The organism is Mesorhizobium shonense (assembly GCF_040545255.1).
In the GTDB taxonomy this organism is placed as follows: domain Bacteria; phylum Pseudomonadota; class Alphaproteobacteria; order Rhizobiales; family Rhizobiaceae; genus Mesorhizobium; species Mesorhizobium shonense.
The window spans coordinates 13,234-39,526 of record NZ_JBEPLM010000016.1 but is presented as its reverse complement, the minus strand read 5'-3'; the positions used below and the strand labels follow the sequence as shown (position 1 = coordinate 39,526).

At 65.4% G+C, this 26,293-nt stretch carries 21 protein-coding genes; 11 read left to right on the top strand and 10 right to left on the bottom strand.

All coding sequences use genetic code 11. The annotated features are described in order from the left end of the window. The first annotated feature begins 26 nt into the window (after nt 1-26). Complete coding sequence (locus ABID26_RS29645; RefSeq protein WP_126097270.1) at nt 27-1,751, top strand: heparinase II/III family protein; 1,725 nt, start codon at nt 27-29, stop codon at nt 1,749-1,751. Between the two features lie 385 nt (nt 1,752-2,136). After that, entirely contained in the window at nt 2,137-3,753 is a 1,617-nt protein-coding gene (purH, locus tag ABID26_RS29640; RefSeq protein ID WP_126097269.1) for a bifunctional phosphoribosylaminoimidazolecarboxamide formyltransferase/IMP cyclohydrolase, read from the top strand. A gap of 131 nt (nt 3,754-3,884) precedes the next feature. Here purH and ABID26_RS29635 read toward each other — a convergent pair whose 3' ends face one another. Next, the gene (locus tag ABID26_RS29635) at nt 3,885-5,261 is read right to left on the bottom strand and encodes an MFS transporter (RefSeq protein ID WP_126097268.1); all 1,377 of its coding nucleotides are present in this window, start codon (nt 5,259-5,261) and stop codon (nt 3,885-3,887) included. A 278-nt stretch (nt 5,262-5,539) separates the two neighbouring features. After that, complete coding sequence (locus ABID26_RS29630; RefSeq protein WP_126097267.1) at nt 5,540-10,312, bottom strand: NAD-glutamate dehydrogenase; 4,773 nt, start codon at nt 10,310-10,312, stop codon at nt 5,540-5,542. Nucleotides 10,313-10,445: 133 nt separating this feature from the next. On the opposite strand from ABID26_RS29630, the gene ABID26_RS29625 reads away from it, so the two are divergent. From ABID26_RS29625 to ABID26_RS29615, 3 genes are all read left to right on the top strand, one after another. Beyond that, nucleotides 10,446-11,009, top strand: a complete 564-nt coding sequence (locus tag ABID26_RS29625; RefSeq protein WP_292304899.1) for a peroxidase-related enzyme — start codon at nt 10,446-10,448, stop codon at nt 11,007-11,009. Nucleotides 11,010-11,194: 185 nt separating this feature from the next. Then, on the top strand, nt 11,195-11,518 hold the full coding sequence (locus ABID26_RS29620; protein WP_126097266.1) for a YciI family protein: 324 nt from the start codon (nt 11,195-11,197) through the stop codon (nt 11,516-11,518). 646 nt (nt 11,519-12,164) lie between these two features. Beyond that, nucleotides 12,165-12,791, top strand: coding sequence for a DUF1062 domain-containing protein (locus tag ABID26_RS29615; protein ID WP_292344960.1), 627 nt, complete (start codon nt 12,165-12,167; stop codon nt 12,789-12,791). Between the two features lie 57 nt (nt 12,792-12,848). Here ABID26_RS29615 and typA read toward each other — a convergent pair whose 3' ends face one another. Next, nucleotides 12,849-14,678 (bottom strand): translational GTPase TypA, encoded by a 1,830-nt coding sequence (gene typA, locus ABID26_RS29610; RefSeq protein WP_126097264.1) that lies wholly within the window; start codon nt 14,676-14,678, stop codon nt 12,849-12,851. 195 nt (nt 14,679-14,873) lie between these two features. Between typA and ABID26_RS29605 the strand changes: the two genes are divergently transcribed. Continuing rightward, nucleotides 14,874-15,161 (top strand): hypothetical protein, encoded by a 288-nt coding sequence (locus ABID26_RS29605; protein ID WP_245460172.1) that lies wholly within the window; start codon nt 14,874-14,876, stop codon nt 15,159-15,161. Between the two features lie 218 nt (nt 15,162-15,379). Here the strand turns inward: ABID26_RS29605 and ABID26_RS29600 are convergent, their stop codons facing one another. Together ABID26_RS29600 and ABID26_RS29595 are read right to left on the bottom strand one after the other, a co-directional pair. Continuing rightward, nucleotides 15,380-16,954 carry an alkaline phosphatase D family protein gene (locus ABID26_RS29600; protein ID WP_126097263.1) on the bottom strand — a complete coding sequence of 525 codons (1,575 nt, stop codon included), beginning with the start codon at nt 16,952-16,954 and terminating at the stop codon, nt 15,380-15,382. A gap of 258 nt (nt 16,955-17,212) precedes the next feature. Further along, on the bottom strand, nt 17,213-18,496 hold the full coding sequence (locus tag ABID26_RS29595; protein WP_126097262.1) for an MFS transporter: 1,284 nt from the start codon (nt 18,494-18,496) through the stop codon (nt 17,213-17,215). Nucleotides 18,497-18,574: 78 nt separating this feature from the next. Between ABID26_RS29595 and ABID26_RS29590 the strand changes: the two genes are divergently transcribed. Together ABID26_RS29590 and ABID26_RS29585 are read left to right on the top strand one after the other, a co-directional pair. Beyond that, nucleotides 18,575-19,192 (top strand): TetR/AcrR family transcriptional regulator, encoded by a 618-nt coding sequence (locus tag ABID26_RS29590; RefSeq protein ID WP_126097261.1) that lies wholly within the window; start codon nt 18,575-18,577, stop codon nt 19,190-19,192. A gap of 325 nt (nt 19,193-19,517) precedes the next feature. Then, nucleotides 19,518-20,108, top strand: a complete 591-nt coding sequence (locus tag ABID26_RS29585; protein WP_292302967.1) for a hypothetical protein — start codon at nt 19,518-19,520, stop codon at nt 20,106-20,108. A 266-nt stretch (nt 20,109-20,374) separates the two neighbouring features. On the opposite strand, the gene ppa is transcribed toward ABID26_RS29585, so the two are convergent. The 5 genes from ppa to ABID26_RS29560 all read right to left on the bottom strand — a co-directional run bounded on the left by ppa (nt 20,375) and on the right by ABID26_RS29560 (nt 24,001). Continuing rightward, on the bottom strand, nt 20,375-20,908 hold the full coding sequence (gene ppa, locus ABID26_RS29580) for an inorganic diphosphatase (protein WP_126097260.1): 534 nt from the start codon (nt 20,906-20,908) through the stop codon (nt 20,375-20,377). Nucleotides 20,909-21,037: 129 nt separating this feature from the next. Continuing rightward, entirely contained in the window at nt 21,038-21,544 is a 507-nt protein-coding gene (locus ABID26_RS29575) for a GNAT family N-acetyltransferase (RefSeq protein ID WP_126097259.1), read from the bottom strand. A gap of 148 nt (nt 21,545-21,692) precedes the next feature. Beyond that, the gene (locus tag ABID26_RS29570; RefSeq protein WP_126097258.1) at nt 21,693-22,331 is read right to left on the bottom strand and encodes a TPM domain-containing protein; all 639 of its coding nucleotides are present in this window, start codon (nt 22,329-22,331) and stop codon (nt 21,693-21,695) included. A gap of 5 nt (nt 22,332-22,336) precedes the next feature. Further along, entirely contained in the window at nt 22,337-23,185 is an 849-nt protein-coding gene (locus ABID26_RS29565; protein WP_126097257.1) for a TPM domain-containing protein, read from the bottom strand. A 171-nt stretch (nt 23,186-23,356) separates the two neighbouring features. Then, complete coding sequence (locus ABID26_RS29560; RefSeq protein ID WP_126097255.1) at nt 23,357-24,001, bottom strand: LemA family protein; 645 nt, start codon at nt 23,999-24,001, stop codon at nt 23,357-23,359. A 154-nt stretch (nt 24,002-24,155) separates the two neighbouring features. On the opposite strand from ABID26_RS29560, the gene ABID26_RS29555 reads away from it, so the two are divergent. From ABID26_RS29555 to ABID26_RS29545, 3 genes are all read left to right on the top strand, one after another. Further along, a complete protein-coding gene (locus ABID26_RS29555; protein WP_126097254.1) occupies nt 24,156-24,407 on the top strand; it encodes a hypothetical protein in 252 nt (83 codons plus the stop codon). A gap of 12 nt (nt 24,408-24,419) precedes the next feature. Next, nucleotides 24,420-25,304 carry a pyridoxal kinase PdxY gene (gene pdxY / locus ABID26_RS29550; protein WP_292302968.1) on the top strand — a complete coding sequence of 295 codons (885 nt, stop codon included), beginning with the start codon at nt 24,420-24,422 and terminating at the stop codon, nt 25,302-25,304. An 87-nt stretch (nt 25,305-25,391) separates the two neighbouring features. Beyond that, nucleotides 25,392-26,168: a DUF429 domain-containing protein gene (locus tag ABID26_RS29545; protein WP_126097252.1), complete on the top strand. Its 777-nt coding sequence runs from the start codon at nt 25,392-25,394 to the stop codon at nt 26,166-26,168. Nucleotides 26,169-26,293 lie beyond the last annotated feature (125 nt).

Below are 26,293 nucleotides of genomic sequence, written 5' to 3'. Positions count from 1 at the left end.
GGGGTAGCGGACGATCAGGAGGGGATTTGGCACTTGTTGCCGGCAGCACGACGCGTCTTTGGACGCTTGTCGCGAGGGAGTTCTGGCGCAAGACGCGCCGGCGCCTTCGCGCCGGCCCCATCTATCGCTGGCGCTATTCCGGCCGCACGCCGGAGCGCGTCCTCATCGCGCCGCCGGATCTGAGGCTCGCCGATCCGCAGATCGCGCTTGAAATCTATTATGGCCGCTATCCGCTGTCCGGCCATCTCGTCGAGACCGGCGGCAAATCGCCCTTCCAGATCAACGTCCCCAACCGCGGCTGGCGAAAATCGCTGCACGGCTTCCGCTGGCTGCGCCACATGCGCGCCGCCGGCACCGAGCTCGCTGCCGCCAACGCTCGCGCCCTGGTTTCGGACTGGATCGCCATGCACGGCAACCAGATATCGGGCGTCGCCTGGGAACCGGGCACGACGGCCAAGCGGGTGATCGCCTGGCTGCAGCATTCCTCCGTCGTGCTGCAGGGCGCCGAGTTTGCCTTCTACCGCGCCTTCCTCAAATCGCTCGCCATGCAGATCCGTTATCTGCGGTCGATGGCGCGCGAGATGCCGGACGGCAAGGACAGGCTGCGCGCCCGCATCGCGCTTGCCTTTGCCGCCCTGTCGCTGCCGGCGCCGGCCTCGGCGCTGCGCGGTGCGACCCGCAACCTGGCCGAGGAGCTCGACCGTCAGATCCTGCCTGACGGCGGCCATATTTCGCGAAACCCGATGACGGTGCTGGAATTGCTGGCCGACCTTTTGCCGCTGCGCCAGACCTATGCCAACCAGGCCGAGGCGCCGCCGTCGGCCTTGATCAACGCCGTCGACCGCATGTTGCCGGCGCTGCGTTTCTTCCGCCACCAGGACGGCAGCCTTGCCCGCTTCAATGGCATGGGCGCCACGATCCACGATCGCATCGCCACCATCCTGCGCCACGACGACACGGTCGGCGCGCCGCTGCTGCACGCGCCGCATTCCGGCTATGAGCGCCTGTCGATGGGCGGCGTGACGGTCATCGCCGACACCGGGACGCCGCCACCCATCGACGTCGCCAACGCCGCGCATGCCGGGTGCCTCGCCTTCGAGCTTTCTTCCGGACGCCAGCACTTTATCGTCAATGCCGGCATCGACACCTACGGCGCCGCCGAATTCCGGCCGCTGGCGCGTGCCACCGCCGCGCACTCGACCGCCACCGTCAACGATACGTCCTCGGCGCGCTTCAGCCATTCGCTGCGGGTCAGCGACCTGCTCGGCTCGCCGCTGATCGGCGGGCCGCAGCACGTGCCCTGCAGGCGCATCGACCAGAAGGGCGTGCACGGTTTTGTCGCCCGCCACGACGGCTATGCGGCACGCTTCGGCTTCCTGCATGAGCGCGAGCTGAAGCTGGCGGCTAACGGCAATGTGCTGACCGGCCGCGACCGTTTCCTGCGCCCCGGAGGAGGCGCGATCCGCAACAATGGCCGCGACTTCGTCACGGTGCGCTTCCACGTCCATCCCGACATCGGCCTGCTGCAGGACGAGCAGGATCGCCTGACCCTAACGGCCTCCCAGGGCGACACCTGGGTGTTCACCTGCACGGAAGTGGCGCCGGAGGTCGAGGAATCGATCTATTTCGCCGGGCTCGGCGGGCCGCGCCGCAGCCGGCAGATCGTGCTTGGCTTCAAGGCCTCGGAGACTGCCGAGGTGCACTGGCAGCTGACGCGCAACCACATCGCCGGCTACCCCGAAAACAACTGAGCGGGTCGGCGTGCCGGTCGATTGGCCCGGATGAGGATCGCTTCCACCGTGCTGGAGCGGGCCAATTGTCGAGGTCGACGCTGCCCCTCATCCGCCTGCCGGCACCTTCTCCCCGTATAGGACGGGGAGAAGGGAACTGGCCGCAGCCCCGGCGCCATTCTTGCAGTGCTGGAGATTGGCGAAACCGCTGATGGGAGCGCCCCTCTCCCCGTCACTATACGGGGAGAGGATGCCGGCAGGCAGGTGAGGGGCAGCGCTGACGCCTGAAACGGATGCAAAACCCCAAGGCAACAGCCCAGCGAAAAGTGCGCGGCGCTTGATTTCCGGGCCTCATATGCTACGGCCCGCGAACGTTTCCCAACCAGCCTTGAAAGGCCGCAAGCCCATGGCCGTCCCCGCCAAGAACATTCCCGCGCCCGACCTCGTTCCGGTCCGCCGCGCGCTGCTTTCCGTCTTCGACAAGACGGGCCTGATCGACTTTGCCAAGGCGCTGGCCGCCGCCGGCATCGAGCTGGTCTCCACCGGCGGCACGGCGAAGGAGATCGCCAAGGCCGGCATGGCGGTCCGCGACGTTTCGGACCTGACCGGTTTTCCCGAGATCATGGACGGCCGGGTCAAGACCTTGCATCCGTCGGTGCACGGCGCCCTGCTCGGCGTGCGCGACGATCCCGAGCACGCGAAGGCGATGCACGACCACCACATCCAGCCGATCGACCTCGTCGTCTCCAACCTCTATCCGTTCGAGGAAGTCCGCCATTCCGGCGCCGGCTACGCCTCGATCGTCGAGAATATCGACATCGGCGGCCCGGCGATGATCCGCGCCTCGGCCAAGAACCATGCCTATGTCGCCATCGTCACCGACCCCACCGACTATGCCTCGGTGCTCAACGCGCTGGAGATGAACCTCGGCTCGCTGTCGCTCGATTTCCGCAAGAAGCTGGCGGCCAAGGCCTTTGCCCGCACCGCAACCTATGACGCGGCAATCTCCGGCTGGTTCGCCGAGGCGCTCGAGATCGAGCACCCGACCTGGCGCGCCTTCGGCGGCCGTCTCGACCAGGTGATGCGTTATGGCGAGAACCCGCACCAGGGCGCCGGCTTCTATCTGTCCGGCGACAAGCGGCCGGGCGTGGCGACGGCAAGGCAGTTGCAGGGCAAGCAGCTCTCCTACAACAACATCAACGACACCGACGCCGCCTTCGAGCTGGTCGGCGAGTTCGATCCGGCCCGCTCGGCGGCGATCGCCATCATTAAGCACGCCAATCCGTGTGGCGTCGCCGAGGGCGCTACGCTGAAGGCGGCCTACGCCAAGGCGCTCGCTTGCGACCCGGTCTCGGCCTATGGCGGCATCGTCGCCATGAACCGCATCCTCGATGCGGAAGCGGCCGAGGAGATCGTGAAAACCTTCACCGAAGTGATCATCGCGCCCGACGCCACCGACGAGGCGGCCGCGATCGTCGCCGCCAAGAAGAACCTGCGCCTGCTCACCACCGGCGGCCTGCCCGACCCGCGCGCCGCCGGCACGGTTGCGAAGTCGGTCGCCGGCGGGCTCCTGGTGCAAAGCCGCGACAACGCGGTGGTCGACGATCTCGAGCTCAAGGTGGTGACGAAGCGCGCGCCGACGCCGGCCGAGATGGCCGACCTGAGATTCGCCTTCCGCGTCGCCAAGCACGTCAAGTCGAACGCCATCGTCTATGCGAAGGACGGTGCCACCGTCGGCATCGGCGCCGGCCAGATGAGCCGCGTCGATTCCTCGCGCATCGCCGCCCGCAAGGCGCTCGACGCGGCGGAAGCTGCCGGGCTGGCAGAACCCCTAACCAAGGGCTCCGTCGTCGCTTCAGATGCCTTCTTCCCCTTCGCCGACGGCCTGCTGTCGGCGATAGAAGCCGGCGCCACGGCGGTGATCCAGCCCGGCGGCTCGATGCGCGACGACGAAGTCATCGCCGCGGCCGACGAGCACGGCATCGCCATGGTGTTCACGGGAGTCAGGCACTTCAGGCATTAGCGCCTTTACCCTCCCCTCGATGGGGAGGGTCGGTGCGCTCGCTTGCGAGCGCACCGGGGCGGGGTGATGGCGCTGACCCCCACCCCGCTCCGCTTCGCGGATCGACCCTCCCCACAAGGGGGAGGGTAGGTTCACCCTACAGGCTTGTCCGCCGGGTATGGCGTCCTGACCAGGATCGCCATGCCGATGCCGAGGAACAGCACGATCACCGCCATGCCGAGCCGTGCCGAGCCGCTGGCGAGCGTGATCGTCGACACCAGGAACGGCGCCAGGAAGCTCGTCGCCCGTCCGGCCAACGCATAGATGCCGAAATAGCGGCCGGACTCGGCCGCGGTGACGCTGCGCGCCATGTAGGAACGCGACGAGGCCTGCACCGGCCCGAAGGCGAGGCCGACGAGCAGGCCGTAAAGGATGTAGGCCTTTTCGGCGGCGGTGCCGAACAGGCCGCCGGAATCGGCGGTCGAAAGCTGGATCAGGCCGAGCAGCGTGAAACCCGGCCCGGTCGACACGATGCCGATCGTGGCAACGGACAGCATGATGAGCGCGATGATCACCACCGCCTTGGAGCCGAGTGCCGTGTCGAGGCGGGCGGCGATCCAGCAGCCGAAGATGGCGACGACGTTGAGGATGATGCCGAACATCCCGATCTCGGTGATCGACCAGTGGAACATGCCGGCCGCGAACGTGCCGCCCAGCGCCAGCACCGCGTTGACGCCGTCCTGGTAGATCATGCGAGCGATGAGGAAACGGAAGATGCCGACACGCTTGCGAACTTCAAACAGGGTGGATTTCAACTCCGACAGGCCTTCGCGCACCGCCGGTCCGATCGGCAGCCCCTTGGTGGCGTCCGGGGTAAAGAAGAACATCGGCAGGATGAAAAGGAAATACCAGCCGGCCGACATCGGCCCGGTGAAACGCGCGTCCTCGCCGAGCTTTGGATCGAGCCCGAAAAGCGGATCGAGGCCGATGATCGTCTTGCCGGTTTCCAGCGATCCGGCCAGGAACAGCACGACGAAAATCAAGGCGATCATGCCGCCGAGATAGCCGAGCCCCCAGGCGATGTTGGAGATCTTGCCGATCTCCTCCTTCGGCACCAGCCGCGGCATCATCGAGTCGTTGAAGACGGTCGAAAATTCCGCCGCTACCGATGCCAGCGAGAACAAGAGCACGATCAGGAAAAGGCTGGAGCCGGGTGCTGCAAGCCACAACAGCGTCAGGCTGATGATCTTGATCGCCGCGAAGAAGGCGATCCACGGCTTGCGCGGCCCGGTCTGGTCAGCGATCGAGCCGAGCACCGGCGAAAGCACGGCGATGACGAGGCCCGCCGCGGCGATGCCGTAACCCCAGGCAGCCTGCCCGGTGGTCGGATCGCTCGCCATGCGCGAGACGAAATAGGGCCCGAAGATAAAGGTGGTGACGACGGTGAAGAAAGGCTGCGCCGCCCAGTCGAAGAGCATCCAGCCCCAGATGCCGCGCCCCGTCGCCCGCTGCACTGCTACTTCGGCCATGTCCCCTCCCGCATCATTGGTCTTAGCGCGGGCGCCATGTCTGCACGTTTCCCGTTTCCTTGCAAACGAACAACGTCAGTGCTGCCCCTCATTGCCCTGCCGGGGATTTCTCCCCGTATAGTGACGGGGAGAAAGACACTCTCATCGAATGATTTCGCCAATCGCAAACCTCGCAGGAAGGGCGCGGCGTCGCGGCAAGCTCCCTTCTCCCCGTCACTATACGGGGAGAAGGTGGCGGCAGCCGGATGAGGGGCCGCGCCAGCGTTGCCAGCGATGCTTCACATCCCCGTCAGGTCGCTCATCAGGCCCGAGGCCACCGACAGCCGCGACACGGTGATGTCGCCGCCTTCGGTCAGCGCCTGCAGCCGCTCGCGGATGCGCCCGACGCGCTCGCCGCCGGCCTCGAGCCAGGCCGCGACAGGATCGGCTGCCTTGCCATGGCCGGTGAGCGCCGCCACCGCGATGCCGCGCCTTGCGGCGCCGATGGTGTCGGTCGCGCGCGACAGCGCCAGCTGGTCGTAATAGTCCGGCGGCATGATCGAGCGGGCGGCTTCCTCGACGCGCGGAATGCGGAAGGCATCGCTGACGGCGAAGAACGCCTTCGCCGCGCTGACGATGTCGGCATTGGCCGTGCGCGCGGTGAGCGCGATGTCCGGGATCAGTTCGCCCACCTCGGCCAGCGCCAGCTTCTCGGCCAGCTTCTCCGGCGCGCCGCCCTTGAACAGGCCATGCCGCCGCTCCTCGATCCGCTCGCGCGAGAAGGCGGGCAGCAGCGAGACGAGCTTCGGCTCCAGCGCCTTGCGCGCCTCCTGCAGCTCGGCGATGCGCTGGCTGAGCGGTGCCGAACCCGCATCGTTCTTCAGGTACCAGCCGCTGGTCACGAAGATGAGCCGGCTGACCGCCTGGTAGAGATCGAGCTGCATCTGGCCGTCGATCTGGTTGTCGAGCGCGTCGATCTCCTGATAGAGCGCGGGCAGCGCGAAACCGTCGCGCACCACCGCGAACGTGCGCACGACAGCGGCCGTGGTGCGGCCCGTCGCCTCCTGCAGCCGGTTGACGAAGGACGGCCCGCCCCGGTTGACGAGGTCGTTGGCGACGACGCGCGCGATGATCTCGCGCCGCAGCCGGTGATCGCGGATCTCGCCGGCGAATTTCTTCGCCATGCGCTCGGGGAAATAGCCCATCAGGTCGCGGTCGAAATGCGCATCGTCCGGCACGTCGCTGGCGACGATGTCGGAAAACAGCACGATCTTGGCATAGGCAAGCAGCACGCCGAGCTCGGCCCGGGTCAGCGGCTCGCCGCGCGCCTCGCGCTCGGCAAGGGCGGCCGGCGAGGGCAGCGTCTCGACGGCGCGGTCGAGCAGGCCGCGCGCCTCGAGCGCCGTCATGAAGCGCGCCTGGTGCGCGATGTCGGCCAGCCCGCGCTTGCGCGCCAGCGAAAGCGCCAGCGTCTGCTGGTAATTGTTGGAGAGCACCAGCGCGCCCACCTCGTCGGTCATCTCGGCGAGCAGCTTGTTGCGCGCTGGCCGCGCCAGCGAGCCTTTGCGCATGGCCGACGCCAAGGCGATCTTGATGTTGACCTCGACGTCGGAGCAGTTGACGCCGCCCGAATTGTCGATGGCATCGGAATTGCAGCGGCCGCCATTCAAGCCGAATTCGATGCGCGCCCGCTGCGTGACGCCGAGATTGGCGCCCTCGCCGATGACCTTGGCGCGCACGTCGAGCGCGGTGACGCGGATGGCGTCGTTGGCGCGGTCGCCGACATCGGCATTGCTCTCGCCGGAAGCCCGGACGTAAGTGCCGATGCCGCCGAACCACAAAAGATCGACGGGCGCCTTGAGGATGGCGTTCATGATCTCGACCGGTGTCGCGGTGGTTTTGACAAGCCCGATCGCGGCCGCCGCCGCCGCCGGCAGCGTGATCGACTTCTGGCTGCGCGAGACGATGACGCCGCCTTCCGACAGCTTCGACTTGTCGTAGTCCTGCCAGGACGAGCGCGGCAGCGCGAACATGCGCTGGCGCTCGGCCATCGAGGCGACCATATCGGGGGCGGGGTCGATGAAGATGTCGCGGTGATCGAAGGCGGCGATCAGCCTGGTCGCCGGCGACAACAGCATGCCGTTGCCGAACACGTCGCCCGACATATCGCCGACGCCGACGACGCTGAAGGACGAAGCCTGAATGTCGCGGTTCATCTCACGGAAATGCCGCTTCACCGCCTCCCAGGCGCCCTTCGCCGTAATGCCCATCTTCTTGTGGTCGTAGCCCGCCGAGCCACCGCTGGCGAAGGCGTCGTCCAGCCAGAAGCCGTGCTTCTCGGAAATGGCATTGGCGGTGTCGGAGAAGGTCGCCGTGCCCTTGTCGGCGGCGACGACGAAATAGGGATCGTCCTGGTCGCGCCGCACCACGCCGGCCGGCGGGATGACGCCGTCGATGCCGATATTGTCGGTGATCGAAAGCAGGCTGGAGACGAAGTTCTTATAGGCCGAGGTGCCGGCCTCGAAGATCGCGTCTCGGCCGGCGCTCATCGGCAGCTTCTTCGGATAGAAGCCGCCCTTGGCGCCGACCGGCACGATGACCGCGTTCTTGACCTGCTGCGCCTTGACCAGGCCCAGCACTTCGGTGCGGTAGTCCTGGGCGCGGTCCGACCAGCGCAGGCCGCCGCGCGCGACCGGGCCGAAGCGCAGATGCACGCCTTCGACTGCCGAGCCGTAGACGAAGATCTCGCGCCATGGCCGCGGCGCCGGCAGGCCCTCGACCGCCTGCGAGTCGAGCTTGATCGCCAGCGACTGCCCCTTCGCTTTCGTATCGGCTACGAAATGATTGGTGCGCAGCGAGGCTTCGATCAGGTTGAGGTAGCGGCGGATGATGGTGTCGTCATCGATGTTGGGCACCTCTTCCAGCGCGTCCTTGATCTTCGCTTTGAGGTGTTTGGCGGCGACCACGCCTTCGGTTTCGGCCGTCGGCCCGAGGCGGGCGACGAACAATTGATGCAGGCCGCGCGCGATTTCGGGATAGCGGTTGAGCGCGGCGGCGAGGAAATCCTGGCTCTGCGGAATGCCGGCCTGCTGCAAATAGCGGCCATAGGCGCGCAAGATGGTGATCTCGCCCGACCAGAGACCCGCGGTCTGCGCCAGCCCGTTATAGCCGTCATTGTCGACATCGCCGCGCCAGACCGACAGGAAGGCGTCCTCGAACAGCGCGCCGCCGTCGGTTAGGTCGATCGCCTTGCCGTAGCTGTTCTCCAGCTCCATATCGTGGATGAAGACCTTGCCGGAGCCCTCGTCGCCGACCTCGAAGGTGCGCTCGCTGATGACGCGGAAGCCGATGTTTTCCAGCACCGGGACACGGCGCGACAGCGCCACCGGGCTGCCATAATGATAGATCTTCAGCGCCGCCTGGTGCGGCTTCTGGTCGGCATGGCGGTAATAGTCGATGGCGATCGCATTGTCGGGCCCGATCCTGGCGATGCGCCCGGCATCGGCGAGCGCCACGGCAGCACTGAAGGTATCGCGGTAGCTTTCCGGGAAGCGCGCAGCGATTGCCTTCAGCGTCGGGTCGCTGCCGGCCGCTTCCGCGGCATCGGAGAGCGCATCCTCCCAGGTGCGGACGATGTCGCGGATCGCCGCCTCTATCGCCGCCTGCTCGATCTTCGGCGTTTTGCCGCCGGAGCGGCCGATGATGAAATGAACGCGCGCCAGCCCGCCTTCCGGAAAGGCCGGATAGTAAGCCGAGAGCCGTCCCTCGAACACGGTCTTGAGATAGGTACCGATCTTTTCGCGCACGACGCTGTCGTAACGGTCGCGCGGCACGAAGACGATGATGGAGACGAAACGGTCGAACTGGTCGATGCGGACCAGCGCCCTGATCCGCGGCCGCTCGATCAGCCCGAGAATGGCGTTGGCATGTTTTCTGAGGACAGGCACCGGAACCTGGAAAAGCTCGTCGCGCGGATAGCTTTCCAGGGTGTTGATCAGCGCCTTGCCCGAATGATCGTGCGGGTCGAAACCGGATTTCGAAATCACGGTCTCGGCCTTCGAGCGCAGATAGGGGATCTTCATCACCGAGCGCGTGTAGGCGGTCGAGGTGAACAGCCCGACGATGCGCAGCTCACCGGCAAGCGCTCCCTTGGCCGTATAGGTCTTGATGCCGATGTAATCGAGATAGATGCGGCGGTGCACGAGGGATTTGCCGTTCGCCTTGGTGACGATCAGCGGCTCCGGTCCGTGCAGGAAGGCGCGGATTTCCGGCGTCGTCGTCACCGCCTCGGTGCCGCGCCGCAACACCAGCACGTCCGGATCGGACAGGATGCCGAGGCCGGGCTTGTCGGAGCGCTCCAGGGTGCCGCTCTCCTGCTCGCCGATATATTTGAACTCGCGCATGCCGAGGAAGGTGAAATTGTCGTCGCGCAACCATTCGAGGAAGGCGATCGCCTCGGCGACGCTCTTCTTGTCGAGCGGCACGGCCGAATAGCGGAATTCGGAAATCGCCTGGTCGAGGCGAGCGAGCATCCGCTTCCAGTCGGTGACGGCGGCGCGGACCTGGCCGAGTATCTTGCGCAGCCGCTCGGTGAGCGCGGTTGCCTGTTCCGCGGTCAGCCGCGGGATGTGGACATGAACGACGCTCAGCCGGTCGTCCTCGTCCTTGCCGGCGTCGCCCAGAACCTCGGCGACGCCGCTCTTGCCATGCCGCACGGTGACGATCGGATGGGTGACAAGCGTCGGCTCGCCACTGGTCTCGGCGATCTCGCCAAGGATGGAATCGAACAGGAACGGCATGTTGTCGTTGACAACGGTGATGACCGTGACCGGCCTGCCGCCGCAGGAAACGCCTGAATCGGCTTCGACCGCCACGACGCTCTCACCCTTTTTGTGACCGGCGACGGCCCGGCTGGCGAGTTCGCCCGCGCGCTCCAGGTCGGCCACGTCATAGGCCGCGACATCCTCCGCCGGTGCGCGGGCAAGCAGATAGTCGGCAAGCCTCGCTGGCTTCTCCTCGGCTCTTGCGGCGGCTGCAGCTTTCTTCTTCGGCTTGGATTTCACGCTGGCCATGACGCCAATTCCCTCCCGTGGCATGCTTTTGCGACTATGGTAGCCAGATGACCGCTGTTTGGCGACAAAGGTTTGACGACGCTTTAAAAAAATCGAACCGATGCCATCGCCGCCCCCCGCGAGGAGAACGATCATGACCGACAGGATTACCGCGCTCGACCTGGTCCAGGCGGAGCTCAGCGAGGCCACGAAAGCCTATTTCGCCAAATGCGAGGAGAAGCTCGGCCTCGTGCCCAACGTGCTTCTGGCCTACGCCTTCGACGAGAAGAAGCTGCGCGCCTTCACCGACATGTACAACGACCTGATGCTGGGCGATTCCGGCCTGTCGAAGCTGGAGCGCGAAATGATCGCGGTCGCCGTCTCCTCGATCAATCAGTGCTTCTACTGCCTGACCGCGCATGGCGCGGCGGTGCGGCAACTGTCGGGCGAGCCTGCGCTCGGCGAGATGATGGTGATGAACTTCCGCGCCGCCGACCTGCCCCCTCGCCAGCGCGCGATGCTCGAATTCGCGGTCAAGCTGACGGAGGAGCCGGCAAAAATCGTCGAGGCCGACCGCGCCGCCCTGCGGCAGGCCGGCTTCTCCGATCGAGACATCTGGGACATCGCCTCGACCGCCGCCTTCTTCAACATGTCGAACCGAGTGGCGGCCGCGGTCGACATGCGGCCGAACCCCGAATATCACGCCATGGCGCGGTGAAGCCGATATTACATTAGCTACTTCGAATTTTTCATTGCCCGCCCCGCCGTTTGGTCCGATGATCAACGATCGCGGCATAGCCGCATGTTGGGGCCATAGCCGCATATCAACGATTGCGCATGGCCGCATATCGACGGGCGGCGTGGCCGCATGCCGGTTCGACGCCGCCAAAAATGGAGGAGAGCATGGCGAAATATCTCTATGTCTATCATGGCTCCGGCAAAATGCCGACCGAGGAAGCCGAGCGGAAAGCGGCGATGGACGCCTGGACCGGCTGGTACGACAAGCTCGGCTCCGCGGTCGTCGACGGCGGCAATCCTGTCGGCATGTCGAAAACGGTGCTGTCCGGCGGCACGGTCGAGAACAATGGCGGCAGCAACCCGACCGCCGGCTATACGATCGTCGAGGCGAAGGACATCGACGATGCCGTCGCCAAGGCCAGGGATTGCCCGATCCTGACGAACCCGGCCTTCAGTGTCGAGATCGCGCCGATCATCGAGATGATGTGACACTCAGGAGCGTCGGCGATCGCCGCGGCCGACGTGCCGGGTGAGCCGCAGCCAACGAAGAGGCACCTGCGACCAGCGGTTGTTTTGTCCCTCTGAAATAGCGTCGGCGCCGCCCCTCACCTGCCTGCCGGCATCCTCTCCCCGTATAATGACGGGGAGAGGGACGCTCTCATCATTGATTTCGCCAACCGTCAGCGCCGCGAGGAAGGGCGCAAAAGCCGCGTCCTCCCCTTCTCCCCGTCACTATACGGGGAGAAGGTGCCGGCAGGCGGATGAGGGGCAGCGCCGGCGTTCGAGAATGAGTTGAGCCGATCCGTCGCCCTGTCGGTCCTTGCCCCTCCGCCACCTCACCGCTAAAAGAGCTCACCCTTCATCCATTTCGAGCCTGACTTTGCCTCAGTAACCGCCGGTCTCGTCTACTCCCCGAAAGCACCGCAGGCGCAGCATTGGCGGCGCCCGCATCATTTTTCATGTGTTCTTCAGGCGGCGGTTTCGAGACCGGTTTGGCATTGCTGACCGCCGTCGCTCGCGACCCGCGTGCGGACGCCTGACTTCTAACAAAACAGCTTTTCGCCACACCGTGCCCGCGCGGGCATCTCGGACATTGCCGGCCTGACGGACTTCCCGACGGGAAGGGCCTACCGGCATGTCTCAATATCTGCGTATTCGCTGGGCGATCGCGCCCGCAATCGCGCCTCGACCTCTCATCAACTGCAACCACTGCGGCGGCGTCAGACCTTATCGGTGCAGCAGCAAATTCCGTGTCAACGCCAACGGCAAGCGCATCGACGCCTGGCTGATCTACCGCTGCGCGGAGTGCGACAACTCCTGGAATTTCACCATTCTGGAACGGCGAAATCGGTACGACATCGAGCCGGCACTGCTGGCGGCGCTCGAAGGCAACGATCCGGCGCTTATCCACAACCACGCCTTCGATGCCGTGGCGCTCAGAAATCGGATTGGCCGGATCGAGGAATTTGCTGACGTCGCGATCCGAAAAGAGCTGCTGGATGGCAGTCCGGAAAGCGCGACCGCGCTTCGACTTGAGCTTAGGCTCGACGCCGCAACGCCCCTGCGGCTCGACCGCTTGCTTGCAGGCGAACTGGGCGTCTCCCGGTCGAGGCTGCAGGGCTGGGAAGAGCAAAAGCGGCTCGTCATCGAACCGGGCAACACCAAAGCTTTGCGCAAGCCGGCGCGCAACAGCACGGCGGTCCGCATCGACCTTACCGGCGAGGCCGACCGCGACGCCATCCTCTCGGCCGCAAGCGGATGAAATGAAAGGGGGAGGGAGCAACAACTCGCTCCCTTTATGACTGCTTACGAAAAAAACCTACGCCGCGCCCATCACCCTGGCCGACTTCTCGAAGCGCTTGCGCTCGTTCGGGTCGAGATAGAGCTTGCGCAGGCGAATGGTCTTCGGCGTCACCTCGACCAGCTCGTCGTCCTGGATCCAGGCCAGCGCCCGTTCCAGCGTCATGCGGACCGGCGGCGTCAGCTTCACCGCCTCGTCCTTGCCGGCCGCGCGGATGTTGGTGAGCTTCTTGCCCTTCAAGACATTGACCTCGAGGTCGTTGTCGCGCGAATGGATGCCGATGATCATGCCCTGATAGACCTTGACGCCCGGATCGATGATCATCGGGCCGCGGTCTTCCAGGTTCCACATCGCATAGGCGACCGACTCGCCCTGCTCGTTGGAGATCAGCACGCCGTTGGTGCGGCCGGGCAGCTCGCCCTTATACGGCTCGTAGGCGTAAAACAGCCGGTTCATCACGGCGGTGCCGCGCGTGTCGGTCAACAGTTCCGACTGGTAGCCGATCAGGCCGCGCGTCGGCGCGTGGAAAACGAGGCGCTGGCGGTTGCCGCCGGAGGGGCGCAGCTCCACCATCTCGGCCTTGCGCTCCGACATCTTCTGCACGACCACGCCGGCATGCTCCTCGTCGACGTCGATGACGACTTCCTCGACGGGTTCCAGCAATTCGCCGTTCTCGCCTTTCTGCATGACGACGCGCGGCCGCGACACGGCGATCTCGAAACCTTCGCGGCGCATCGTCTCGATCAGCACCGCAAGCTGCAATTCGCCGCGGCCAGAAACGAAGAAGGAATCCTTCTCCGCCGATTCCTCGATCTTCAGCGCCACATTGCCTTCCGCCTCGCGCAGCAGGCGGTCGCGGATGACGCGGCTGGTCACCTTGTCGCCCTCGGTGCCGGCAAGCGGGCTGTCGTTGACCAGGAAGGACATCGTCACCGTCGGTGGGTCGATCGGCTGCGCATGCAGCGGCTCGCTCACCGTCGGATCGCAGAAGGTGTCGGCGACGGTGCCCTTCGACAGGCCGGCGATCGCCACGATGTCGCCCGCTTGCGCTTCCTCGATCGGCTGGCGCTCGAGGCCGCGGAAGGCGAGGATTTTCGAGATGCGGCCGGTCTCGATCTGGGTGCCGTCATGATGCAGCACCTTGACCGCCTGGTTGGGCTTCAGCGTGCCGGACTCGATGCGACCGGTGATGATGCGGCCGAGGAATGGGTTGGCCTCGAGGATGGTGCCGATCATGCGGAAGGGACCGGGATGGACCGTCGGCGCCGGCACATGCTTGACGACGAGGTCGAACAGCGGCGCCAGTCCCTGGTCCTTCGGGCCTTCGGGGTTTTCCGACACCCAGCCGTCGCGGCCCGAACCGTAGAGGATCGGGAAATCGAGCTGCTCGTCGGTGGCGTCGAGCGCGGCGAACAGGTCGAACACCTCGTTGACCACTTCGATGTGGCGGGCGTCCGGGCGGTCGATCTTGTTGATGACGACGATCGGCCGCAAGCCCACCTTGAGCGCCTTGCCGACGACGAACTTGGTCTGCGGCATCGGCCCTTCGGCGGCGTCGACGAGCACGATCGCCGAATCCACCATCGACAGGATGCGCTCGACCTCGCCGCCGAAGTCGGCGTGTCCGGGCGTATCGACGATGTTGATGCGGGTGCCCTTCCAGTCGACCGAGGTCGCCTTGGCGAGGATGGTGATGCCGCGTTCCTTCTCGAGGTCGTTGGAATCCATGGCGCGCTCGGCGACGCGCTGGTTGTCGCGGAAGGCGCCGGACTGTTTCAGGAGCTGGTCGACGAGCGTGGTTTTCCCATGGTCGACATGCGCGATGATCGCGATATTGCGGAGGTTCATTTGTCTGGTCTCGGGAGCGTTGCAGGCAGCAGGCCCAAAAGCGCCGCCTTTTTCGGTTGCGCGGCTCATACAAGGTTTTTCGCAATTGCGAAAGGGGAGGCCCCACCCCAAATACATGGTCACTGATTCTTAAACGTCTTGGTGTGAAATGATTCTGTTAACCAAGGCGGAACCTTTGAGGGGCCGGACAGTTCGATGTTCATGACCGATCAGATGTCCAGATTGCGTCCGGTTTTCGCGTGGGCAGCGCTTGGCGTGCTGGTCGCGGCCGGCGCCGCGCAGTCGGCGGCGGCGCTGAGGGAAGCCGACCCGATCTCGCCGCCCGACGCCAAGACCGCGCAGCAGATGTTCGCCGACGCCCCTGACGGTGTCGACCCGATCGTCACCGGCCCGGTCAGCGCCGCCTTCAAGCAGCGGCAGAAGGCGGCCAACTGCGACAGCGCCGTCTGGCCGAACGTTCCAGCGACCTGCTATCCGGATTGATCTTCGCGACGGCTTGCTGGCAAGGCTAGCACTCCGGCACACCCCCCTCTGCCCTGCCAGGCATCTCCTCCGCAAGGGGGGAGATCAGATGTCGTCCCGGCTTTCGCCAATCGCCGACTTCGCAGAAAAAGCGCTGCCGGCGGAGCTGCCAATCTCCCCCCTTGCGGGGGAGATGTCCGGCAGGACAGAGGGGGGTGCCTCGCGCCTACCTATCCAACCTACGCCGACCGCACCGGGTCGAGCGTCACCTTGTAGAGCTCGTTGTCGTCGCGATCCATCAGCCGCACGGTGAGCTGCTCGGTGGCGCCGGAAATATCGACCAGCCCGAAGAATTGCAGCCCGGCCGACGGCGGCAGGTTCTGGCCCTGCTCGGCGGTCGGCGCCTTGATGAACTTCAGCTCCGGACCAAACGTCATGTCGAGGTCGTTGGGGCCGAACGTGCCAGCGTGGATCGGGCCGGAGACGAACTCCCAGAACGGGTTGAAATCCTGGAACTGGGCCTTGTCGGGGTTGTAGTAATGCGCCGCCGTATAGTGGACGTCAGCGGTGAGCCACACCGTGTTGGTGATGCCGGCGTTCTTGATGTAGCGCAGCAGATCGGCGAATTCGAGCTCGCGGCCCTTCGGCGCGCCATTGTCGCCGTTGCTGACCGCCTCGGCACCGGCCTTCTTGGCGGCATCGTTCCAGACGACGAGGCCGAGCGGCATGTCGGCGGCGATGATCTTCCAGGTCGCCTTGGAATTCGCCAGCTCGCGCTTCAGCCACTGCGTCTGCTGCTCGCCGAGCATGCGCGACTTCGGCGTCAGCGTCTCTTCCATGCCGGGGCCGTTGGGACCGCGATAGGAGCGCATGTCGAGGAAGAAGACGTCGAGCAACGGCCCGTGGGCGATCTTGCGGTAGACGCGACCGGGCTCCGACGGCTCGTAGCGGATCGTCGTCATCTCATGGAAAGCGCGCGCCGCGCGGGCCGCCAGCACATGGATGGATTTTTCGCTGTAGCGGTTGTCCGCGGTGAGATCCTTCGAATCCGACCAGTTGTTCAGCACCTCGTGGTCGTCCCACTGGTAGAAGGTCGGGCAGATGGCGGAGAGACCCAACACGTGCTTGTCCATCATGTTGTACTTCCACTGGTCGCGGTATTCGTCCAGCGTCTCGGCGACCTTGCGCTTGCCGTCGACCATGACGACGTTTTTCCACTTGCCGCCGCCGGGCAGATCGACCTCGTCCTTCATGGCGCCGTCGGCATAGATCGTATCGCCGGAATGCAGGAAGAAGTCGGGCGTGTGCTTGGCGATGGTGGAGTAGGTCTTCATGCCGATGTCGTCGATGCCCCAGCCCTGACCGGCGGTATCGCCCGACCAGGCGAAGCGCACGTCGCGCTTGGAGGCCGGCGCGGTGCGGAAACGGCCGACGATCGGCTCGGAGACGGCGTTGATGTCGGAAAGGTCGGCGGCGACCATGCGGTAAAAAATGTCCTGGTCGGAGGCGAGGTCGGTGAGCAGCCGCTTTACCGTATAGTCGCTGGCCGGCGAGGTATCGATCGGCGCAAGCCTCGTCGCATCGGAAAAGCTCTCAGTCGTCGACACTTCGTACATGACGCGCGCCGGGCGGTCGGTGCGGGTCCAGACCATGCCGGAGGTGGCGTCGACGTCGCCGGACTGGACACCGTGGGTGAAGGCCGGGCGCTGGCTGGCGCGCGAATAGTAGGGCAGCGCGAGACCGGAGGCGCCGACAAGGCCAAAGGCGCTGGCTGAGGTGACGAAAGCGCGGCGGGTCAACGAGAGCTTGTTCATGGCTGTCTCCGGATGGCGTTGAACGGGACCGCCAAGCTCTCGCCTCAATGTTTCAGGCGCATATCGGAACCATGAAGTTTTGATAACAGTGAACAGGTGATCTCCCCCCTCGAGGGGGAGATGTCGCCGAAGGCGACAGAGGGGGTCGCCTCGCGTGGAGTGCCAACCCCCCTTCGCAGCAGTAGGCCGAGCCCGGTCGGCCCGACCCCCTCTGGCCGCTCCGCGGCCATCTCCCCCGAGGGGGGAGATTAAGCCACCTCAAGCCGCTTGCGGCTCCGGTTCGAAAGCCGGCTTGGTGGTATTGATCAACAGCGAGATACAGGCCGCCGCGATACCCGTCATACCCGCGATCATGAACGCAAGCTCGTAGTTGCCCTGCAATTCCCGCATCGTGCCGCCGAAGGCAGCAGCCGCGGCCGCACCCACCTGGTGGCCGGCGACGATCCAGCCGAAGACGATCGGGCCGCTGCGGTCGCCGAAGGCTTCGTTGGCGAGCCGCAGCGTCGGCGGCACCGTGGCGATCCAGTCGAGCCCATAGAGCACGGCGAAGATGATCAGGCTGACCGCCGAGAAGCCCGAATAGGGCAGATAGATCAGCGACAGGCCGCGCACGGCATAATAGACACCGAGCAGCTTGCGCGGATCGAAGCGGTCGGTGAGCCAGCCGGACAGCGTCGTGCCGATCAGGTCGAAGATGCCCATCATCGATAAGAGCCCGGCCGCCTGCACCTCGCCGATGCCCATGTCGCCGCAAAAGGCGATGAGATGCGTGCCGACGAGACCGTTGGTGGTGAAGCCGCAGACGAAGAATGTGGCGAAGAGATACCAGAACACCCTGGTACCTGCCGCGCGGCGCAGCGTGTTGAGCGTATGCGCCAGGAAATTGCCTTGCGAGGCCGGCGAAACCGGCGGCACGTCGTCCGCGTCGGCGCCGAAGCGCACCTGGCCGATCGAGGCCGGACGCTCCGGCACCAGCAGGAGGACGAGCGGGATCAGCGCGGCCGTTGCCAGCGCCACGGCGATCGCCACCGGCTTCCAGCCGCCGGCCTGGGCCAGCGAGGCGATCAAAGGCAGGAACACCAGCATGCCGGTGGCGCTGGAGGCCGACATCAGCCCCATCACCAGACCGCGATTGGTCTTGAACCAGCGATTGACGATCGTCGCGCCGAGCACGCTCGCCACCGCGCCCGAGCCGATGCCGGAAAACACGCCCCAGGTGATGAAGAGATGCCAGGGCTCGGTCATCAGCAGGCTGAGCGCCGTCGAGCCCGACATGATCAGCAGCGCGGCAAGCAGCGTGCGGCGCAGCCCGATCCGCTCCATCAGCGCCGCCGCGAACGGACCGGTGAGACCATAGAGCAGGATGCCGACGCCGGCGGCCATCGAGATGACGTCGCGCCGCCATCCAAAGCTTTCTTCCAGCGGCAGCATCATGACGGAGGGCGCGGAGCGGAGCCCGGCGGCGATCAGCAGGCAGACGAAGATGACGGCAACGACGACGAAGGCGTAGCGCTGGCCAAACGGGCGGGACTGAGCTATCATGTTACTGACCGGTACGTTGCAATGGAATGACGCCATACATACGTACCGGTCAGTAACATTGTCAAGCGAGTTTGTTGGATGTCATCGGACAATAAAATTGAAGCGTCGATGAACGAGGTTCCCGCCGCGCCGGCACCGAAGGCCGCCGACAAGATACTCGACGTGGCGCGTGACCTGTTCTATCGCGAAGGCATCCGGGCGATCGGCGTCGACGAGATCGTCAGGCGCGCCGGCGTCACCAAGCCCAGCCTCTACCGTACCTTCCCGTCGAAGGACGAGCTCGCCGCCTCTTATCTGCGCAAGTATGACCTCGAATTCTGGGAGCGTTTCGACGAAGCCGTCGACGCGCATCCGGGCAATCCGCGCGCGCAGATCGTCGCCTTCCTGACCCGCGTCGGCAAGCGCACGCAGAAACCGGACTATCGCGGCTGCGGCATGACCAACGCGGCGGTCGAATATCCCGAGCACGGGCATCCCGCGCGGGTGGTGAGCGAGAACAACAAAGTCGAACTGCGCCGGCGTCTGCGCGCCATGGCGGCGGCAATGGGCGCCGGCGATTCCGACACGCTCGGCGACGGACTGCTGCTCCTCATCGAGGGCGCCTATATCAGCGGCCAGTTGTTCGGCCTCGGCGGACCGGCGGCGTCGGTCGCCCGCAACGCCGATCTGCTGATTGAAGCGAGCTTGAAGAAATAGCGGTTCCGCCGACGAACCGTTTGACTGCGGCCAATTCTCAGCGCCCGCGCTGCCCCTCATCCGCCTGCCGGCACCTTCTCCCCGTATAGTGACGGGGAGAAGGGAACTGGCCGCTGCCTCGGCACTTTTCCTGCAACGCCGGCTGTTGGCGAAACCATCCAGGAGAGCGCCCCTCTCCCCGTCACTATACGGGGAGAGGATGCCGGCAGGCAGGTGAGGGGCAGCGCTGGCCTCGACAATTTGCCCCCTCCGCGCCGACCTGGCATCCCTAGGCCCCCGCGAGTTTTGACGCTACGCTGCCGCGCAAAACGGAGGTCCTGGCAAAATGCGTGTCCTGCTTGCTGTTACTATTCTTGCTGTCCTCGGCGGCTCGGCCCATGCCGGCGATATTTCCAGCGCCTATACCGATCTCGACTGGAAGAAGGACTGCGTGACCTACGCCCAGGCGCAAGAAGGCGACGGTGACTGGGCGAGCCTCGCCTGCGCGGGCTATCGCGGCTATCCGGTGCTGATCGGCTATGACGATGCCCGCGAGTCCGTCTATTACGGCTTTCCTTCCGACGACATGACCGCGGTCTGGGAAAGCTTTTCCGGGCTCAACACCGCGGGTCCGAAGGTCGAGTGGCGGATCGAAACCAATGGCGACAAGGCCGTGCCCTTCGCGGTCATTCACCGCCGCGAGATCAGCAACCCCGAAGACGAGAACAAGCCGACCGAGGTGCTGGTCGTCGCCAAGGTCGCGCAGCCGGAGGAGCATGAAGGCTGCACCGTCGGCCTGGTGCTGGCCACCGGCAATGCTCAGGCCAACGACCAGGCGCGCAAGCTCGCCGACGAAAAGGCGAAGGGTTTTGCCTGCGGCAAGGACAAGCGCGAGGTGATCGGCAACGTGCCGGACTTCGGCCGGGTGGATAACTAGAGCTTGATTCGCCGAGGCGTCCGCAGCTTCGTCATCCTTGGCGGAGCAAGGAGCGAAGCGACGCGGCGCAGACCCAAGGATCCATGCCGTTACATCAAGGCGTTGCTACGGTGCAGGAATTCTGTTCCGCCGCGACCTTCGACCAAGGTCACGGAATGGATCCTAGGGTCTCCGCGACGGAGCTGCGCTCCTGCTACGCCCTAGGATGACGACGTTGAAGGCTTCGCCCAAGCCCCCGTAGCTGCGGCATTGGCTACCGCTTCGCCCTACTTGGCCGCCTTCGCCCGCTCGATCGCTTCGACGATCATCTTCTTGGCGTATTTGGAATCGTGCCAGCCCTCGATCTTGACCCATTTGCCGGGCTCGAGATCCTTGTAGTGCTCGAAGAAATGCTGCACCTGCTGGCGGGTGATGTCGGGCAGGTGGGTGTATTCGGTGACGTTCTCGTAGCGCAGCGTGAGCTTGGGCGAGGGAACCGCGATCACCTTCTCGTCCTGGCCGGCATTGTCTTCCATGATCAGCACGCCGATCGGCCGCACGTTGATGACGCAGCCCGGCACCAGCGCGCGCGTGTTGCAGACCAGAACGTCGATCGGGTCGCCGTCGCCCGACAGCGTATGCGGCACGAAGCCGTAATTGCCGGGATAGCGCATCGAGGTGTGCAGGAAGCGGTCGACGAACAGCGTGCCGGCCTCCTTGTCCATCTCGTACTTGATCGGTTCGCCGCCGATCGGCACCTCGATGATGACGTTGACGTCCTCAGGCGGGTTCTTCCCGGTAGGCACGGCTTCGATACGCATGGCTCAAATCCCTCTCAATCTTGTGTGACCGATAGCGGGACACGCGTCATGGTGCAATGCGGCGAATGGTGCCGAACGCTGATGGAAGCGCACAGTTTGTGATGGATTGTAACCTAGGCGGGCGGCGCCTCATTCCCAGACGAAGGCGACCTTCTTCAACGCCTTCTGCTCGAAGACCTCGACGCCCTCGGCGATGTCGCGGCCGCCATTGCCGGCATAGAAGGCTAAAGCGTTGTAATTATCTTCCAGCGCCCACACCACCAGGCCTCTCAGGCCGTGGTCGGCAAGGCGCGTCTTCGCGGCTTTGAACAGCCGGCTGCCGAGCCCAATGCCCTGATATTCCGGGCGTAGGTAAAGCTCGTAGATCTCGCCCTGCTGCCTCAGCTCCTTGGCGCGGTTCTTGCCGATCGTGGCATAGCCGGCGATCGTGCCGCCGATCTCGACCACCAGCACGGTGGCCGCGCGGCGAATCGCGTTCGCCCACCAATCGGGGCCGCGACGATTGATCATGGCCGTCAGCGTGCGATGCGGGATGATGCCGGAATAGGCGCCGCGCCATGCTTCCTGATGCACTTCGGCGATGGCGATTGCATCGCGAGGGTCGGCTTTGCGGATGTCGATCGTCAGCGTGTTCATGATTTGTTAACCATAGACCCGCTTCGCCCGCTTGCAAAGAGTCCGCACTGTCGCGCCCGCCGCTTTCGCACAGGCGAACTTGCCGGCGCCGGAAGCGCGGAAACCGCTCGAAACGACCCCAGCGACGCGGATTTGCGGACAGGTCCGGTCAGATTTCGACGAGGTGATCGTCGAGCTCGTTGGTATCGCCTTCGGTGACCGGGAAATGCTCGGCGAGCACCGCGCCGACTGATTCGATCGCGCGGACAAAACCGTCGGCGAGCCGGTCGTCGCCGGCGTGCCGGGTCAGCTCCCGCACCACGCCGTCCCAGACATGCTGGCCGACCTTGGCGTCGATGCCGCTGTCGGCGACAATTTCGGCATAGCGCTCGGCGATGGAAACGAAGATCAACACGCCGGTGCGCGCGCTCGTGCGGTGGACGTTGCGGGCGAGAAACTGCCTCATCGCATTGGCGTGCGCCGCCTGGTAACGCAGCCGCCTCGGCACCAGATGGATGCGCCAGCCCGGCAGCGCCCACAGAAGCGCAAGCATGCAGCCCAGCGCCAGCAGCTGGGCGAGCACGAAATGCGGCAGACGGATGGTCAGCCACCAGGCTTCGAGCCCATAAGCCACCGCCAGGCTGACGATGAGTGTTGCGAGAGCCGCCGCGAACGCGGCCGGGAAGAAATAGCCGTCGCTGGCACGGGCGACGACGCAGTAGATTTCGCCATCGGTCTTTGCCTCCGCGGCGCGGATCGCGTCGGCGATGCGGTCATGGTCCTCAGGGCTGATCGGTCGCGTCGCCATGGTCCTCACCAGCTTCCCGAAGAACCGCCGCCGCCCGACGAGCCGCCACCGCCGGAAAACCCGCCGCCACCGCCGCCGCCCGAGGACCAGCCTCCGCCGCCCGACGACCAACCGCCGCCGCCCCCGGAGGATCGCCGGCCGGGCTCGAACGTCATGCCGAGCCAGCGATAGCGGCCGGGGCCGATCTTCTGGCCGAAGATCGGCGGCAGCACCGTCAGCGCGATGCTGCCGAAGAAGATCAGCGCCCAGATGGTGATGAAGATGGCGAAGAACAGGTCGTCGGAGTTGAACGGCGCCTGCTCGTTGCGCTTGCCGCGCGCTTCCAGCTCCTCCGGATTGCCCTCCAGCACCATGATCATGTCGTCGACGGCCTTGGTAATGCCGCCGGAGAAGTCGCCGGCGCGGAATGCCGGCACCATGTCGTTTTCGATGATCAGCTTGGTGTGCAGGTCGGTCAGCGTGCCTTCCAGCCCATAGCCGACCTCGATGCGCATCTTGCGGTCGTTGGGCGCGACCAGCAGCAGCACGCCGTTGTTTTCCTTGGCCTGGCCGAGCTTCCAGAACCGGAACAGGCGGTTGGCGTAAGGCTCGATCTCCTCGCCGCCGAGACTGGGGATGGTGGCGACGACGATCTGGTCGGAGCCTTTCGTCTCGAAGTCGGCAAGTTTCTGCGTCAGCGCCGCGCGTGTGCCGGCATCGATGATGCCGGCATTGTCGACCACGCGGCCGGTGAGGGCCGGGAGGTCGGCGGCGATAGCGGCGAGGGGGAGGAGGAGGCAGAGAAGAACGCCAAGGATGTTAAGCTTGGCGTTCCGTCGCGCCCCCCTCTGTCCTGCCGGACATCTCCCCCTCAAGGGGGGAGATTGGCTGTCGTCGCCCGCCGTGAATCTTCTGCTAGGTTGGAGATTGGCGAAACCGGCAAAGCTGCTGATCTCCCCCCTTGAGGGGGAGATGTCCGGCAGGACAGAGGGGGGTATCAACACGCCAGCGGTCCGTCTTCTCGCGGGATTATTCCGACGACGGGATCACCCGCCCTGCTTCGTGCTCGTCCCGAAATCCACCTTCGGCACGTGCATCTTGTCTTCCTCGACGGTGAAGTTCGCAAACGGCTCATTGCCGCGGAACCAGAGCGTCGCCCAAAGCACCGACGGGAAGGTCCTGAGCGTCAGATTGTAATCCCTGACCGCCTGGATGTAGTCTCGACGCGCCACTGCGATGCGGTTCTCGGTGCCTTCGAGCTGCGCCTGCAGCGCCAGGAAATTCTGATTGGCCTTGAGGTCGGGATAGTTCTCCGACACCGCGATCAGCCGCGACAGCGCGCTGGTCAGCCCCGCCTGGCTATCCTGGAATTTCTTCAAAGCTTCCGGATCCTTCAACGTGTCCGGCGTGACCGTGATCTGCGTCGCCTTGGCGCGCGCCTCGACCACGGCGTCGAGCGTGTCCTTCTCATGCGAGGCATAGCCTTTGACCGTCTCGACCAGGTTCGGGATCAGGTCCGAGCGGCGCTGGTACTGGTTCAGCACCTCGCTCCAGGCCGCCCGGGCGTTTTCCTCGGCCGTCGGGATGGTGTTGTAGCCGCAGCCGGCAAGCAGCGGCAGCACGAAAGCCATCATCAGCAAGGCCGGCAAACTGCGGAAGGCGGAGGGCAGGGAAAGGCGCTCGGCAAACATGATTGGTTCCCCTCGGGTCAAAGTTGCATGCGAAGCAATAGCACAATCCACGCGCAAGAAAATAACCCGCTATGATGTCGCTCCGGGCCTGCCGGGCGCCTCTGTGAATACCTGCGCGAACAGGCTAAGCTCCCGGCAGGAAAGGACATTTGCCATGGCCGAGCGCCGGGACGACGAGAGCGAATCGCGCCGCATCCTCGAGCGCGTGGCGCGCGAGACGGCGCCGGGCGGCACCTCCTTCATCGCCCGTGTTGCAAAGGACACGCGCGACCGCGTGATCGCCGCGGACGCCGACCGCTCCGATCCGATCGAATATTGGGGCACCCGCATTGGCCGGACGCTCGGCCTCATCGTCGCCATTGGGCTGTTGGCCTGGCTGGTGTATGTCGCCACGCGGGGTGGCTAGGAATCAAACTCCATGAATGCTGAAAAAACCGACGCGCCGCGCGCGGTCATCGTCATCTCCAGCCATGTCGCCCGCGGCTCGGTCGGCAACCGCGCCGCGGTATTCGCGCTGGAGACTTTGGGCTTTCCGGTCTGGGCGGTGCCCACCGTCATCCTGCCCTGGCACCCCGGCCACAGCCGCGCCACCCGCATCGTGCCGGCGCTCGACCAGTTCAAGGCGCTGTTGGCCGATCTCGAACGCGCGCCGTGGCTTGGCGAGGTCCGTGCGGTGCTCTCGGGCTATCTCGGCGAGGCCGGCCAGGCCGAGGCCGTCGCCTCGCTGGTCGCCGCCGTCAAGGCAAGGACGCCGGATGCGCTTTATGTCTGCGACCCGGTAATGGGCGATTCCGGTGGGCTCTACGTGCCGGAGCCGACGGCCGCGGCGCTGCGCGACAGACTGATGCCGATCGCCGACATCGCCACGCCCAACCGCTATGAGCTCGAATGGATGGCCGGCGCGCCGCTGCCCGACATCAAGGCGGTGACGGCGGCCGCCCTTCACGCCGGCCCGTCGACCATGCTGGTCACCTCGGCGCCGTCGATGCTGATGGGCGGCACCGGCAATTTCCTGCTCGACGGCAGCCAGGCGCTGCTTGCCGAGCACCGGGTGATCGAGAGGCCGCCGAACGGGCTTGGCGACCTGACGGCCGCCGTCTACCTCGCCCGCATCCTGTCCGGCCAGCCGCCGGCGAAGGCGCTGCAGTCGACCACGACCGCCGTCTACGAGATCCTGGCGCGTACGGCAAAACGCGGCGGCGACGAGCTGCAGCTCGAGACCGATGCGCAAAGCCTGTCGCATCCGATGGCGATGGTTCAGCTTCGTCATCTGCTTCACCCCGGGCGGGACAAGCGGGCGTGACGCCGGGTGGCGGCGCTAAAGCATTTTGCAGCCAAGTGGAATCACTTGGCGTCGCAGAAATGCGGCTAAACAAACAGACAGAGCGGGATGCAGACTTCCACTAACCTGCATTCCGCCCTGGTGGGCGTCGACGGCTGCAAGGCCGGCTGGATCGCCGTGCATCGCGAAACCGGCGCCGCGCCATCGGTCTCGGTCTTCCCAAGCTTCCAGGCGCTGCTCGACACGCTGCCCGATGCCACGATCGCCGTCGACATGCCGATCGGCCTGCCGGATTTTTCCAGCCGGGGCGGCCGCGGGCCGGAAGCGGTGGTGCGGCCGTTGCTTGGGGCGAGACAATCGAGCGTCTTTGCCATCCCCTCGCGCGCGGCGCTTTATGCCGACACCAGCGACTTCACCACGATCGAGGCCTGGTATGCCGCGCATCGCCGGGCGAGCGAGGTGGCGATGACGACCTCCGATCCGCCGCGCGGCGTTTCCATCCAGGCCTTCGGCATCTTTGCCAAGATCCGCGAGATCGACGCACTTCTGATCGCGCGGCCCGAATCGCGCTGCCGCGTCTTCGAATCGCACCCGGAAGTCGCCTTCTGCCGGCTGAACGCCGGCGTGGCGATGACTCTGCCGAAGAAGATCAAGGGCGCCGTCAATCCGGCCGGCATGGAGGAGCGCAAAGCGCTGCTCTGCCGGCATGGCTATGAGAAATTCTTCCTCGACCAGCCGCCGCCGAGGGGCGCCGCCAGCGACGACTTCCTCGACGCGGCCGCGATGATGCTGATTGCCGGGCGCATCGCCAGCGGCGAGGCGCGGCCATCACCCGATCCGCCCATGGCCGACCGTTTCGGCATTCAGGTTGCGATCTGGGCGTAGTCGAACGGGGGCCTGACGCATCGCGAATGCGACGGAGCCATCCGCAATTCGGCATTGCTCGCGACCGGCTTTTGCCGCTAGAGCCTTTCTCGCAATAGAACGTGCAGCCGCATCCAACCCGGAAA